Annotated in this window: 12 protein-coding genes; 5 read left to right on the forward strand and 7 right to left on the reverse strand. The window is 60.3% G+C overall.

The window, feature by feature from the left end:
* Positions 1 to 40: 40 nt before the first annotated feature.
* The 4 genes from ACP0KA_RS14810 to ACP0KA_RS14825 form a co-directional block, all read right to left on the reverse strand.
* Entirely contained in the window at positions 41 to 1,117 is a 1,077-nt protein-coding gene (locus tag ACP0KA_RS14810) for an alkene reductase (RefSeq protein WP_424629511.1), read from the reverse strand.
* Positions 1,118 to 1,229: 112 nt separating this feature from the next.
* Complete coding sequence (locus tag ACP0KA_RS14815) at positions 1,230 to 1,733, reverse strand: DUF1993 domain-containing protein (protein WP_424629512.1); 504 nt, start codon at positions 1,731 to 1,733, stop codon at positions 1,230 to 1,232.
* A 90-nt stretch (positions 1,734 to 1,823) separates the two neighbouring features.
* Positions 1,824 to 3,062 carry a lytic murein transglycosylase gene (locus ACP0KA_RS14820; RefSeq protein ID WP_424629513.1) on the reverse strand — a complete coding sequence of 413 codons (1,239 nt, stop codon included), beginning with the start codon at positions 3,060 to 3,062 and terminating at the stop codon, positions 1,824 to 1,826.
* Positions 3,063 to 3,175: 113 nt separating this feature from the next.
* Positions 3,176 to 4,627: a helix-turn-helix domain-containing protein gene (locus ACP0KA_RS14825; protein ID WP_424629514.1), complete on the reverse strand. Its 1,452-nt coding sequence runs from the start codon at positions 4,625 to 4,627 to the stop codon at positions 3,176 to 3,178.
* Between the two features lie 199 nt (positions 4,628 to 4,826).
* Between ACP0KA_RS14825 and ACP0KA_RS14830 the strand changes: the two genes are divergently transcribed.
* The 3 genes from ACP0KA_RS14830 (at position 4,827) to ACP0KA_RS14840 (ending at position 7,489) form a co-directional block, all read left to right on the forward strand.
* Positions 4,827 to 6,464, forward strand: coding sequence for an isocitrate lyase (locus tag ACP0KA_RS14830; RefSeq protein ID WP_424629515.1), 1,638 nt, complete (start codon positions 4,827 to 4,829; stop codon positions 6,462 to 6,464).
* A 63-nt stretch (positions 6,465 to 6,527) separates the two neighbouring features.
* Positions 6,528 to 6,737 carry a DUF4170 domain-containing protein gene (locus ACP0KA_RS14835; protein WP_424629516.1) on the forward strand — a complete coding sequence of 70 codons (210 nt, stop codon included), beginning with the start codon at positions 6,528 to 6,530 and terminating at the stop codon, positions 6,735 to 6,737.
* Between the two features lie 197 nt (positions 6,738 to 6,934).
* Positions 6,935 to 7,489 carry a hypothetical protein gene (locus ACP0KA_RS14840; protein WP_424629517.1) on the forward strand — a complete coding sequence of 185 codons (555 nt, stop codon included), beginning with the start codon at positions 6,935 to 6,937 and terminating at the stop codon, positions 7,487 to 7,489.
* Between the two features lie 2 nt (positions 7,490 to 7,491).
* On the opposite strand, the gene ACP0KA_RS14845 is transcribed toward ACP0KA_RS14840, so the two are convergent.
* Positions 7,492 to 8,391, reverse strand: a complete 900-nt coding sequence (locus ACP0KA_RS14845; RefSeq protein WP_424629518.1) for a metallophosphoesterase family protein — start codon at positions 8,389 to 8,391, stop codon at positions 7,492 to 7,494.
* Between the two features lie 97 nt (positions 8,392 to 8,488).
* Between ACP0KA_RS14845 and ACP0KA_RS14850 the strand changes: the two genes are divergently transcribed.
* Complete coding sequence (locus ACP0KA_RS14850; RefSeq protein WP_424629519.1) at positions 8,489 to 8,977, forward strand: NUDIX domain-containing protein; 489 nt, start codon at positions 8,489 to 8,491, stop codon at positions 8,975 to 8,977.
* Positions 8,978 to 9,050: 73 nt separating this feature from the next.
* On the forward strand, positions 9,051 to 9,569 hold the full coding sequence (locus ACP0KA_RS14855; RefSeq protein ID WP_424629520.1) for a GNAT family N-acetyltransferase: 519 nt from the start codon (positions 9,051 to 9,053) through the stop codon (positions 9,567 to 9,569).
* 107 nt (positions 9,570 to 9,676) lie between these two features.
* Here the strand turns inward: ACP0KA_RS14855 and ACP0KA_RS14860 are convergent, their stop codons facing one another.
* Entirely contained in the window at positions 9,677 to 12,025 is a 2,349-nt protein-coding gene (locus ACP0KA_RS14860) for a TonB-dependent receptor (protein WP_424629521.1), read from the reverse strand.
* A 138-nt stretch (positions 12,026 to 12,163) separates the two neighbouring features.
* Positions 12,164 to 12,526 (reverse strand): DUF2946 family protein, encoded by a 363-nt coding sequence (locus ACP0KA_RS14865; RefSeq protein WP_424629522.1) that lies wholly within the window; start codon positions 12,524 to 12,526, stop codon positions 12,164 to 12,166.
* Between the last annotated feature and the right edge of the window lie 32 nt (positions 12,527 to 12,558).

Genomic DNA, 12,558 nt, shown 5'->3' on the forward strand with positions numbered 1-12,558 from the left:
GTTTTTCAGTGACGTCGCTTTTTGCAGAGCACTCGCCGGATCACGCCATTGCGGGATAATCGGTATAACCCTTCGCATCGCCGCCGTAGAACGTTGTCTTGTCGAAGTCGTTGAGCGGTGCGCCAAGCTTAAGACGTTCGACGAGATCGGGATTCGAAATGTAAAGCTTCCCGAACGCGATCAGGTCGGCTCTGTTGGTATCCAGCACTTGATTGGCAAGCTTGAAGTCATAGCCGTTGTTGGCAATGTACGCGCCGCTATAGCGCTTGCGCAGTTCTTCATAGTCGAACGGGGCAATGTCGCGCGGGCCGCCAGTCGCGCCTTCAACAACGTGAATGTAGACGAGCTTGAGGTCACTCAGGCCATCGACAATATAGTTGAACAGGGCTTGTGGATTGCTGTCGATGAGATCGTTGGCCGGTGTCACCGGCGAGATGCGAATGCCGGTGCGATCAGCGCCCGCGACTTCTGACACAGCCTTGGAAACTTCCAGCATCAACTTGGCACGATTTTCGATCGGTCCACCATAAGCGTCGGTGCGCTTGTTCGCGCCATCGCGCGCGAATTGATCGAGCAGATAGCCGTTGGCGCCGTGGATCTCGACACCGTCAAAGCCGGCTTCCAATGCATTGGCCGTCGCGCGCTTGTAGTCATCGATGACGCCGGGGATTTCGTTCAGCTCTAGAGCGCGCGGCTCCGATACATCTGCGAATGTGCCGCCGACGAATGTCTTGCCGTTGGCGCGAATGGCGGAAGGCGCCACAGGTGCTCCGTTATTCGGCTGCAGCGATGTATGCGAGATGCGTCCGACATGCCAAAGCTGGAGGACGATGTGTCCGCCGCGTTCGTGGACACGGTCCGTCACCTTGCGCCAGCCGGCGACTTGCTCTTTCGAATAGATGCCGGGCGTGTCCTGGTAGCCCTGGCCTTGTTGCGAGATCTGACTTGCTTCGGTGATCAGCAATCCAGCAGAGGCGCGCTGGCCGTAATAGTCTACGGCGAGCGGGTTAGGCACAAATCCTGCGACGGCGCGATTGCGCGTCAATGGAGCCATGACAGCGCGATTTTTCAGGGTCATCGGGCCGAGCTTGTAGGCGTCGAAAAGTTTGGAAGTCATTGGGTAATCCCCATGTCAGGACTTAATGCAACTGCATCTATTTGACGGCTCGGGGTGATTCAAGCCCGCGCCCGCACAAAATCTGTGCGAGCGCAGTTGCTGCATGCGAAGTTTATGAAATTCCTAGGAAATCACGCTTTCCGACCTCGACGCCGTTATGGCGCAGAATGTCGTAGGCCGTGACGCAATGGAAAAAGAAGTTCGGAAGAGCAGCATGATTGAGGAATTGCTGCCCCGTCACCGTCACCGTCTTGTCTTGTCCGACAGGATAGGTGATCTCGCGCGCCTCACCGCCCTGATACTTCTCGGCAGGCAACGCTTTGATATTGCCGATGACCTTGGCAATGCGCGCCTGCAATTCCTCGAATGTCGTCTCGTTGTCAGCCATCACCGGCAATTCGGTCTGCGAGAAACGTGCGCATGCCTTGCCGGAAAAATCGCAGGCCAGCTGAATTTGCTTTGTGAGCGGATACATCGTCGGGCTAAGCCGCGCGTTGAGCAACACGGCAGGATCGATGTTCTTGTCCTTGGCATAGGCTTCTGCCTTGGTCAGAATCTTGGAGAGAGCAGTGAGTGTGTGGATGAACAGCGGCGCGGAGCCATCGTAGAACGACATAGAGAGACCTTTCCGGGATAAGATCGTGGGGCGGTTGCTCTCGATCCAAATCCTGATCGTGTCAAGGCACGCTTGTGTGACGTGTGACGATCAGCGCGGTCCACCGCGCATCCGGGCCAGCAATTCGGCCGTCGGCCAGGAGTCGGCCGGCAAGCCGTATTTCGCCTGCATGGTTTTGACCGCAATGCGGCTCTGCTGGCCAAGCACGCCGTCGACCTTGCCGACATTGAAGCCGGCGCGAACCAGCAATTGCTGCAGTTCGCGAATCTCATTGAACGGCAATTGGGCGACGGGTGTTGCCGGCTTGCGCATCGGCGCTGCGCCCGCGATGCGGGTGGCAAGATAGGCGGCCGTGGTCGAGTAGATCAGCGAGTTATTCCATTCGGTGTAAGCGGCGAAGTTTGCGTAGGCGAGGAATGCCGGTCCGGTGCGGCCCATCGGCAGCAGAACCGATGCCGGAAGATTGTCGTTCGGTAACGGCCGGCCGTCCGCAAAGGTCACGCCCCATGCGGCCCATTTCGAGCGCGGATGCTTGAGGGTGAGATCGGCCTGGTCCCACGGCAGGTTTGCCGGCACGCGAATCTCTTGCAGCCACGGTTCGCCGCGGCGCCATTTCAGCGCGGTGGCGATGTAGTTGGCCGTCGATCCGATCACATCCGGCGCGCTGTGCAGCATGTTGCGATGACCATCGCCGTCGTAGTCGACGGCGTAGTTGTAGTAGTGCGACGGCAGAAATTGCGTCTGGCCCAGTTCACCCGCCCATGACCCGATCATCTCGCCCGGTGTCAGGTCGCCGCGATCGATGATCTTCAAAGCGGAAATTGTCTCGTCGTGAAACATCTGCGCGCGTCGGCAGTCGTAAGCCAGCGACACCAGCGAACGCAGCGTCGGCAGCTTGCCCATGTTGGCGCCGAAATCGCTTTCCAGTCCCCAGAAGGCAGCAATCACCGCGGGCGGCACGCCATATTCCTTTTCGGCTCGCGCAAAGGCTTGCGCATAGGTTTTAATCTTCGCGCGGCCCTGCTGCATCCGGTAATCCGCCGCCATGCGTCCGGCGAATTCGGTGAAGACCTGGCCAAATACGCGCTGGCCGCGATCGCGATTGACGATGCCCTGGTCGTAGACGAGGCCCGGCGATGCGGCCGCGATCGCACGCTGCGAAACACCGGCGGCTGCAGCGTCCTGTTTCAGTTGTGCGAGAAACTGGGCGAAGCTCTGCCCGCCGTGACAAGTCGCGCCGCTTTGGGCAGAGGCGGGGGAGGAAATTGATAGTGCGGAAATGAGAATTGCAGCGGCGGTCGAGAGACTCATCCGAAAATATGACAACATGAATTCAATTTCCCTGAGCAGTACGAGCGGCCTTCAGTCAGCGACGTCTCAAATCAAACAATGTCACTGTTGTTTGGATGGTGCGATGGGTCAAGTGCGGAACGGGACGGATCTCACAGCTCCCGCGCATTGCTGAACGAGAATGACGACACCCTCCGAGTGTTCTCATCGAGGATCAGCGTGCGGGTGAGCGGCGGTTCGGCGCGCTGGCTGCAGTTCTCCCGTTCGCACAGCCGGCAGTTCACCCCGATCGGCGTACCCTGGATTTTTTCGAGATCCAGCCCGCCGGCATAGACCAGTTTCGATGCATGGCGGATCTCGCAACCAAGGCCGATGGCGAAGCGCGGCTGCGGCTGCGGATAGGGCGCCGCCGGACGCCGGACCATCTGGGCGATGGAGAAATAGCGGCTGCCGTCCGGCAGTTCGATCACCTGCTGCAGCATGCGGTCCGGCGTGTCGAAGGTGGAGTGCACATTCCACAACGGACACGTCCCGCCGAACTTCGAGAACGGGAAGGTGCCCGATGAAAATCGCTTCGAAACGTTGCCGGCATTGTCCACGCGCAGCATGAAGAACGGCACGCCGCGCGCATTGGGGCGCTGCAGCGTGGTCAGTCGGTGGCAGATCTGCTCGAAGCCGACGTTGAAGCGCTGGCCGAGAACCTGGATGTCGTAACCGAGCGTTTCCGCAGCCGTATGGAATTCCTGGTACGGCATCATCACTGCGGCGGCGAAGTAGTTCGCCAGCGTGATCCGGTAAAGCCGACGCGAGGTGTCTTCAAGCGGCCCAGCGCGATTGACGATCGACTCCATCAAGGGGCCGCATTCGGCCAGCGCCAGCTGAAACGCGAGCTGGAACACCCGGCCGGAGCCGTCGACCATTTCCGAAATCAGTACCTGACGGCGATGGCGATCCCAGCGCCGCAGGGTTTCGCGCATCACGTCCACCGGCATGATGCGCACCGTGGTGGAGTGACGTTCCCGCAAACGGTCGCTCAGCGCCGTGAACAGATCCTGCGGCGAGACGTTCAACTCGTCGCGCAGGGTTTCAGCCGCGGTTTCCAGCTCAGGGAAGTAATTGCGGTTGGCCTCGATCAGGTCGCGCACGCGCTCGATCGGGTTAGCTTCGAACCTCACCCCTGGGCCTTCATCGCGATCGGCGAACTGCGCGGCGGCCAGGGTCTCGCCGCGCCGCGCTTCGGTGTAGGCCGCATAAAGCCGCTGCAGCGAATGGGTGACCCCGGGGCAAAGTTCAGCGAGGTCGCGCAGCTCCTGCTTGGGCAGGTCGATCTGCCGGAACAGCGGATCGGAAAAAATCTCGTTCAGTTCGGCGAAGAAGCGGTCTTCGTCGGCCGTGGCGAGGTCGCGCAGGTCGAGGTCGTAGGTTTCCGCCAGCCGCAGAAGGATCTGCGCCGTGACCGGACGCTGGTTGCGCTCGATCAGGTTGATGTAGCTCGGAGAGATGCCGAGGCCTTCCGCGATCTGGGTCTGCGATAGGCCAAGTTGCTGCCGGATCCGCCGGAAACGTGGACCCACAAAAAGCTTTTTGCCCGCCTCGGTCGCCATCAGCCTTCCTTACACGTCAATTGTGACAAATTTTACAAAGTAACATCTATTACAAGTTTAGATGTTACATATAATCATCATTCAAAATCAAGGTATCTATACGAATTTACCCTTCCCGCGTTAGATCTAGGTGCGCATTTTGCAATGCACTGTAAAAAATGTCGATAGTACAAGCATCGTCATCAAAGGGATCACGCATATGAACTACCAGCCACGTGGAATCAGTGACCGGGCACTTCAGGAGCCGGCGTCTTATCTGAGCGAGGTCGGCGCTGCTGAAGCGCTGCTCAAGACCCAGCCGACCTGGAATGGCGTCAGCGCTGAAGCCGTGGCGCGGATGCGCCTGCAGAACCGTTTCAAGACCGGCCTCGATATCGCTCGCTACAATGCAGCGCTGATGCGCGCCGATATGGCGGCCTATGACGCCGACCCCACCAAGTACACCCAGTCGCTTGGTTGCTGGCATGGTTTCATCGCGCAGCAGAAGCTGATTTCGGTCAAGAAGCATTTCGGCACAACCGATCGCCGCTATCTGTATCTCTCGGGTTGGATGATCGCAGCGCTTCGCTCCGAGTTCGGGCCGCTTCCCGATCAGTCGATGCACGAGAAAACCTCGGTGCCGGCGCTGATCGAAGAACTTTATACCTTCCTCCGTCAGGCGGATTCCCGTGAACTCAACGACATCTTCCGCGCCCTCGACGCTGCCCGCAAGGCAGGCGACCAGGCGCGGGAAAAGGCTTTGATCGAAAAGATCGACACCTTCCAAACCCATGTCGTGCCTGTTATCGCCGACATCGACGCGGGCTTTGGCAATGCCGAGGCGACCTATCTTCTCGCGAAGAAGATGATTGAAGCGGGGGCCTGCGCGCTGCAGATCGAAAATCAGGTGTCTGATGAAAAGCAGTGCGGCCACCAGGACGGCAAGGTGACGGTGCCGCATGAGGTGTTCGTGGCCAAGATACGCGCCTGCCGCCACGCCTTTCTCGAACTCGGTGTCGAAGATGGCATCATCGTGACGCGCACCGACTCGCTCGGTGCCGGTCTCACGCAGCAGATCGCGGTGAGCCACAAGCCCGGCGATCTCGGCGATCAGTACAACAGCTTCCTGGATTGCGAGGAAGTGACCGCGGCCAACGCCAGGAATGGTGATGTCATCATCAACCGCGACGGCAAGATGATGCGTCCGAAGCGGCTTGCCAGCAACCTCTATCAGTTCCGCGCCGGCACAGGCGAGGATCGTTGCGTGCTCGACTGCATCACCTCGCTGCAGAACGGCGCCGATCTGCTGTGGATCGAGACCGAGAAGCCGCATATCGAGCAGATCGCCAAGATGGTTGACCGCATTCGCGAAGTGGTTCCCAACGCCAAGCTGGCCTACAACAACTCGCCATCGTTCAACTGGACGCTCAATTTCCGTTGGCAGGTGTACGACGCGATGAAGGAAGCCGGCAAGGATGTCAGCAAGTACAATCGCGCCGACCTGATGAAGCCGGAATACGACGATACGCCGCTGGCCATTGAAGCCGACGAGCGCATCCGCACCTTCCAGGCGGATTCAGCCAAGCGTGCCGGCATCTTCCATCACCTGATCACGTTGCCGACCTATCACACGGCAGCACTGTCGACCGACAATCTCGCGAAGGAGTATTTCGGCGAGCAGGGAATGCTTGGCTACGTGAAGAACGTCCAACGTCAGGAAATCCGTCAGGGGATCGCCTGCGTCAAGCATCAGAACATGGCCGGATCCGACATCGGTGATGAGCACAAGGAATACTTCGCCGGTGAGGCCGCTCTGAAGGCGGGTGGCGCGCACAATACGATGAACCAGTTCGGCTAACGGTGGAATTGATCAGTCTGGAGATTCCAGACTGATCACGATACGCGGCAACAGGAGACTGAAATGACCAACGGCAGCAATTTCTGGGTGATTGGCGGCGAGTTCGGTTCGATGAACTTCCACAAGCTCGTGGAAGGTTCGGCGCAGGTCCAGGGACCTTTCAAGACCCGCAAGGAGGCCGAAGACGCCTGGCGTGCGGTGTCCGAAGAGAATCGCCATCGCGGCAGCGTGCGCTTCTCCATCGTGGAAGAGCCCCAGCGCGCCGTCGCTTGAGGTTTCTCGGGGAAACGCACAGGACGTCTCAAAACGAGACACGGCGTGGCCACGAACTACGCCGACAAGCAGCGGCCTCGCCCGGTTTCCGGGCGGGGCCGCTGCCTTTTTTGGGCTGTACAACCCTTATTTCCGGGCCTTTGCCGCCGGTACAGTTACTGATAGGTTAAGGACATCGAAACAAAGGCAACAAAGCGATGTCCGAGCAAAAGGCAGAAGGTCATTCGACGGAGCTGAAACCGGTCCGGCTGCGCGATGCCTTGCGCAAAGCCCGGATCGAGGCGGCGGACCGCACCGGCGTCGTTGTCGACCTGCGTGACGCCGAAGTTGCCCGGCTCGAAATTCTCAACGACGCGCTCGATTCGCTGTTCGCAGAAATTCCGTCCGGTGTGGACCTGTTCGATCGCGGTATCAGCCAGGGCGATACACCGCGATTGTGGATCGACGCAGTAGCCCATGTTGCGATGGGGCGCGACAAGCGGATGTATCGCTTCGTGCAGGACACCCGCTTTGGGCGGATCGTGCTCGCTCAGTCCCACGATGTCGCAACCATTGTCGACTCGGTCACCGACTACATCGCGCGCCGCATGATCGAGCGTGAGCACGCGATGATCGTGACACCGATGCCGGCGGAGATGCCAGCCGCTGCGCCGGTCAAGCGCCAAAGCAGCAGACTCTTGACCTTCACGTTGGGATTCTTTGCCGGGCTCTGTGCGCTGTTTGGTTTCGCGCTGCTGATGGCGCTGCGTTAGATCTAGATCAGTTTCTCTTGCTTGATATCGCCGAGCATCATGTCCTTGGTGAAGCCGCGCACGCGCTGCTCACAGCGCCACGTTCCATTTTCCTTTGCGACGGAAAACAGGTTGTAGGCTGCGGGATGGGTGTGCCCCATCGCAAAAGCTGAAGCCGACGGCACGCCGATCGCGGGAATACGGCCGCGAGGACCGTCGAGCCAGACTGTGGCATGGCGGTGATCGTGTCCGTGCAGCACAAGCTCCACACCGTACCGCGACAGCAATTCCAAAAGTTCGTCGGAATCCCGCAAGCGCGCAGCCCAACGTCCGGGAGAGGTGACGGGTGGATGATGGATCAGCAGGACGCGGAACAGGTTTTCCGAGGCGAGTTTCGGGAGAAGCCGCCCGAGGCTTGCACGCTGGACGTGACCGAGCCGCCCGGTCGCCATGAACGGTGCGGTCGGAACGGCAGTGGACACGCCGATCAGCGCCAGCGGTCCTCTCCGCCGCAAATAGGGAAAAATGGTTTCACCGGTCTGAGCGGCACCATCACCGTGCAGGTAGTCGGCCCACGCGGTTGGAAAATGATCGCGGATGCCGCCGACATAAGCGTCATGGTTGCCGGGCACCAATGAAACATCGTGCGGCGTGCCGACGCTTTCCAGCCATTGGCGCGCAGCGGTGAATTCCAGAGGCAGCGCGATATTCACGAGGTCGCCTGTGATGGCGATGTGATCGGGGCGCTGTGCCTGCAGGTCCGCCACAAGCTCGCCGAGGACATCGCGGCGATGAACCGCGTGACGTTTGCGCCGCCAGTTGAAATAGCCGATGGCCCGTTTACTGGCGAGCTCGCGCAGCCGCGGTTGCGGCATGGGGCCGAGATGTGGATCGGACAGATGGGCCAAGAGAAATGAGGTCATAGAAACGTGACCACCCCGCATTGAACTGCTATCACGCTCCGGTGTCCTCGCAATCACTAGAGTGCATATCACGATATCGCGGCGGGAATCTCGCGCAATGAGCATCCAGGATATTCGTGTGAGGTTTGAGCCGTTGATCCGGCACGTCTTTCATTTTTATGCGCGTTTCGCCCGGGGCATGACGCTGGGTGTCCGGGCGGTGGTACTCGATGCCGACAATCGGGTCTTCCTGGTGAAGCACAGTTACGTCTCCGGCTGGCACCTGCCGGGCGGGGGTGTGGAGACCGGCGAGACCTTCATGGAGTCCCTCAAGCGCGAATTGATCGAGGAAGGCCGGATCGAAATGACCGGCGAGCCGCATCTGCACGGTTTGTTCTTCAACAGGCGGGTATCGCGGCGTGATCACGTTGCGGTTTATGTCGTCCGGTCCTTTCAGCAGGACCGGATGCCGGAACGTAACCACGAAATCATCGCCTGCGGCTTTTTCGATGTGGCTGAACTGCCGCCGGACACGACGCGCGGGACCCGGCTCCGGATCGCTGAAGTTCTCGAGAACAAGCCGATCACGGAGGATTGGAGCAGGTGAACCGAAGCTCTTCCTGGTGGGGGCTCATGAGTAGGTGGACCCAGACTGCGCGAGATGCTATTCGCCACCTGTCATGTCCGACCTTTCCCTGACCATCCTGGCTGAAACCGCCAACGACGAACAAGCCATCGAGCGCCTTCACGAGCGCACGTTCGGGCCGGGACGTTATGCGCTCAGCGCCTATCGTCTTCGTGAGCATGTTGATCATCTGCTCGACCTGTCGTTCACGGCGCGGATCGGCACCCTGATGGTCGGTTCAGTCCGTCAATTGCCGATTTGCGTCGGCGATACACCGGCCCTGTTGCTGGGCCCGCTGACCGTCGAGCCGCCATTTCGTGACCGGGGCATCGGCCGTGCGTTGATGGACCGCGCGTTGGCTGACGCAAAGGCGGCAGGGCATCGGCTGATCGTGCTGGTCGGCGACGAAGCCTATTACAGCCGTGTCGGTTTCAAGCGCATCCCAAAAGGAATCACTGCGATGCCAGGGCCGGTCGATCCGGCACGGCTGCTGGTGTGCGAACTTGCAGACAATGCCTTTGAAGGCGTCAGCGGACCGATCCGTCCGGACTGGAATTTCGTCCGCACGTTCTGAGCAGAACGCACGCTCTTTTCATTCTACGCGATCACGCATCGTCAAAGATCCGCTCTTTCACCAAACCTGCTATCGCGGGATCAGATGAAAGAGCGGCGTTTCCGTATTTAGAACTTCACATTGGCGAACATCCGAACGCCAAGTCCTGGCATCAGCACCTCGTCCTTGTTGTAGGAAACGGAGTTGCGAATGTCTTCGTTGAGAAGATTGTCTCCGACGATGCCGACGATGAACTCGCGTGGTCCAAGCCAACTGTCCTTTGCGAGTTTCGTTGTGTAGCTCACTTCCGCTCTCAGGCGGTTGTATCCCGGGGTGGTGGTTTCGACCCCGCTGACGTCGTTTTGCGCGAAAGCGTGCAGCAGGTTGACACGGGCAAGCCAGTGATCATCCCGGTAGTAGAATCCGCCGCCGACGCGCTGCGGCGGAATGCGCGGAACATTGGTCCCGTCGGTGAAGGTGGCGCGTACGATGTCGTACTGGCCTTCGACACCGAATATTCCACCCCATACGCGTACCGCATCGTACTGGAACTGAAATTCGCCGCCACGGAAGGTCGCATTGCGTTGCGAGTAGATTGCCTGCTTCAGTTCCCCCGCCGGGTTGCCGCACGAGCCGAAATCTTCATCGCACATCACGCCGGTCAGGTTGCGGAAGATGAAGCCGTTGAAGCGTGTGTAGTATCCCGTCAGCTCAAAGCGGAAGGGGCCAGTGGCGCGCCGCAATCCGGCTTCGACGGTCTGGGCCGTTTCAATGCCGAGATTGGGATTGCCGATATCGAAGGTGCCGGTGGCATCATGTGCGCCGCGTGAGAACAACTCCGCGGGTTTAGGGGCACGCTCCACATACTGCGCTGTCAGGCTTGCGGCGAGATCAAGCGGTAGGTTTTGGATGAGGCCAATGCTTCCGCTCTTCGGCGTGAATTTCGGATTGCGCGCCATATTGGGCCCCACGGGATCGACGCCGAGGAAGCTTGCCGGAAACTCAGGTGTCACGCCGTCCAGATCAACATGTTCGATACGGCCGGCCACCTGCGCCTTGGTGGTCTCGCTGAACTTGAACTCGTTGAAGATGTAACCCGCGACCTTGGTATTGTGGTTCGGGTCCCACAAGCCATTGAACTGCGAGCCTGGATCATCGGGGCTCGGCGCGGTCAGTTCCTGATGCGACGCCTGTACGCCGACAGCTGTGGTGAGTGTCGCAAAGGGCAGGTTGTACGGTGCAAGCTGCACCTCGACGCGGCCTTCCTGCTCCTTGTTGGTAAAGGTCTGCCGAACCCCGTCGCTGGAGAAGTCCGCGGGATCGGCCAGACCGATCTCGTTGTGTTTGTAGTCGGTGGCGCCGAGCCAGAAGCGGATCGTATCAATGGCGGCTGTGTCCGGCCGATACTCGCCATGAACTGCGACCTTCGTTTGTTTGCCATCGATACGGGTCTGATGCTCTGCGCCATCGAGGCCCGGGATGTGATAGAGCGCATTGTTCTGCGTGACCGACGCACCAACAAAGCCGCCGGCGAAGAAGTAGGAACCTCCCACCGAGAAGCCATTGGCGCTTGCGGCCGAGTTGGGTTGTTTGCCGGTGTGGTTATTGGGCTGGCTGAGATAGGGCGCGCCGGGAATGCTGTAGTCTTCGGTCTTCCGGTCGAACGCGTCGACGTGGACGGCGACATTGTTGCCGCCGGCATCGAGCAGCACGCCGCCTTCGCGGCCTTGGTCGACACTGGAGATTGAGGTGCGCGTCTCAAAGCTTGCGCAGGGATTGGACGCGGAAAGTTGCGGCGCTTTGACGTTGTAGCCATAGGTCTGCATCGTCGGCAGCGCACTGCAAGGCGACGATTCCGGGATGCGGTTGTTGGTTGCACTGACCACGCCGCCGATCGATTGCGAGCCGTAGCGCAGTGTCGCCGGGCCACGGATGACCTCAACCTGATTGGTCGATAGCGGGTCGATCGGCACGAAGTGATCCTCGCCGAGATCCGATGCGCCGCTGCTGCCGAGGCCGTTCTCGACGATGCCGACGCGGTTGACGTCGAGGCCGCGGATGATCGGCCGGCTGGATGCGCCCGGCGCGAACGATGATCCGGTGATGCCGGGTTTGTTGTTGAGCAGATCGCCGAGCGTTGCCGCGCCGCTGCGGCGGATCTCTTCATTCGGCACCACTGTGACGGTGGCGAACTGATCGGTGACGATGGGTAGCGTGCCGGGAAGGGCGGCCGTGTCTTGTGCGGGTTCCGGCGCGGGATTGGTGGCGGGTGTAGTGCCCCCGGCTGCGGCGCGGTGCGGGCGGCGCCGCACGATTGGGCTGGGTGCGCGGACGACGACCTCCGGCAGTGCGGTGGTGCCGGCCTCAGCCGATGACGGCTGATCGGCTTTTTGCGCGCGTGCGGGGACGCTCACGCAGAGCGCCAATACGATGACCGAGCAACCGGCCAGCGAGGCGCGAATGAAATGATTCGACATGACGTTTTGATCCTGATGCCGCCTCTGTCTTCGCTGTGTTGGACAGGCGGCGTGCCGCCGGAGGGGCGGGCTTGAACCTCGAGTGCCCCGACGGTCACCGCGGTGCGGCTGGCGTCAGGTTTTGGAATGGTGTTCGAGTCAGGATCGGGGAGGTGCGCGGGAGTGGAATGCGACGCGGCGAGTTGCCGTGACATGGTGCGCGAAGTCAGCGGAAATTTCCGCAGCGTTTGCGTCGAGCGGGACGGGCAGAACCGGTGGGGTCGCATCCACCAACGCGTTTGCCATCGCGACGGTGACGCAGATGGCGCAGATGTCCGCGGGGTCGTCTTGATGGTGTCCGTTGCCGTCCGCGCTGGACGCGGAGGCCTGATCGGAGACCGCCGTTGGCGCGGCAAGGGCATGATCAACGTGGATGTGGCCGAACGACAATCCGAACTGGAGAGCCAGCGCGAACAACGCCAGCATCGACAGCCGTTTTGCGTTTGACCGAAGCCACTTCATACCAACAGACGCCCCACACATCCGGCCGAACG

It is taken from the genome of Bradyrhizobium sp. SYSU BS000235, from assembly GCF_049747295.1.
Classification (GTDB): domain Bacteria; phylum Pseudomonadota; class Alphaproteobacteria; order Rhizobiales; family Xanthobacteraceae; genus Afipia.

Coding starts and splice junctions, on each gene's coding strand:
- ACP0KA_RS14810 (WP_424629511.1), bottom strand. CDS start 1,117: ATGACTTCCAAACTTTTCGACGCCTACAAGCTCGGCCCGATGACCCTG.
- ACP0KA_RS14815 (WP_424629512.1), bottom strand. CDS start 1,733: ATGTCGTTCTACGATGGCTCCGCGCCGCTGTTCATCCACACACTCACT.
- ACP0KA_RS14820 (WP_424629513.1), bottom strand. CDS start 3,062: ATGTTGTCATATTTTCGGATGAGTCTCTCGACCGCCGCTGCAATTCTC.
- ACP0KA_RS14825 (WP_424629514.1), bottom strand. CDS start 4,627: ATGGCGACCGAGGCGGGCAAAAAGCTTTTTGTGGGTCCACGTTTCCGG.
- ACP0KA_RS14830 (WP_424629515.1), top strand. CDS start 4,827: ATGAACTACCAGCCACGTGGAATCAGTGACCGGGCACTTCAGGAGCCG.
- ACP0KA_RS14835 (WP_424629516.1), top strand. CDS start 6,528: ATGACCAACGGCAGCAATTTCTGGGTGATTGGCGGCGAGTTCGGTTCG.
- ACP0KA_RS14840 (WP_424629517.1), top strand. CDS start 6,935: ATGTCCGAGCAAAAGGCAGAAGGTCATTCGACGGAGCTGAAACCGGTC.
- ACP0KA_RS14845 (WP_424629518.1), bottom strand. CDS start 8,391: ATGACCTCATTTCTCTTGGCCCATCTGTCCGATCCACATCTCGGCCCC.
- ACP0KA_RS14850 (WP_424629519.1), top strand. CDS start 8,489: ATGAGCATCCAGGATATTCGTGTGAGGTTTGAGCCGTTGATCCGGCAC.
- ACP0KA_RS14855 (WP_424629520.1), top strand. CDS start 9,051: ATGTCCGACCTTTCCCTGACCATCCTGGCTGAAACCGCCAACGACGAA.
- ACP0KA_RS14860 (WP_424629521.1), bottom strand. CDS start 12,025: ATGTCGAATCATTTCATTCGCGCCTCGCTGGCCGGTTGCTCGGTCATC.
- ACP0KA_RS14865 (WP_424629522.1), bottom strand. CDS start 12,526: ATGAAGTGGCTTCGGTCAAACGCAAAACGGCTGTCGATGCTGGCGTTG.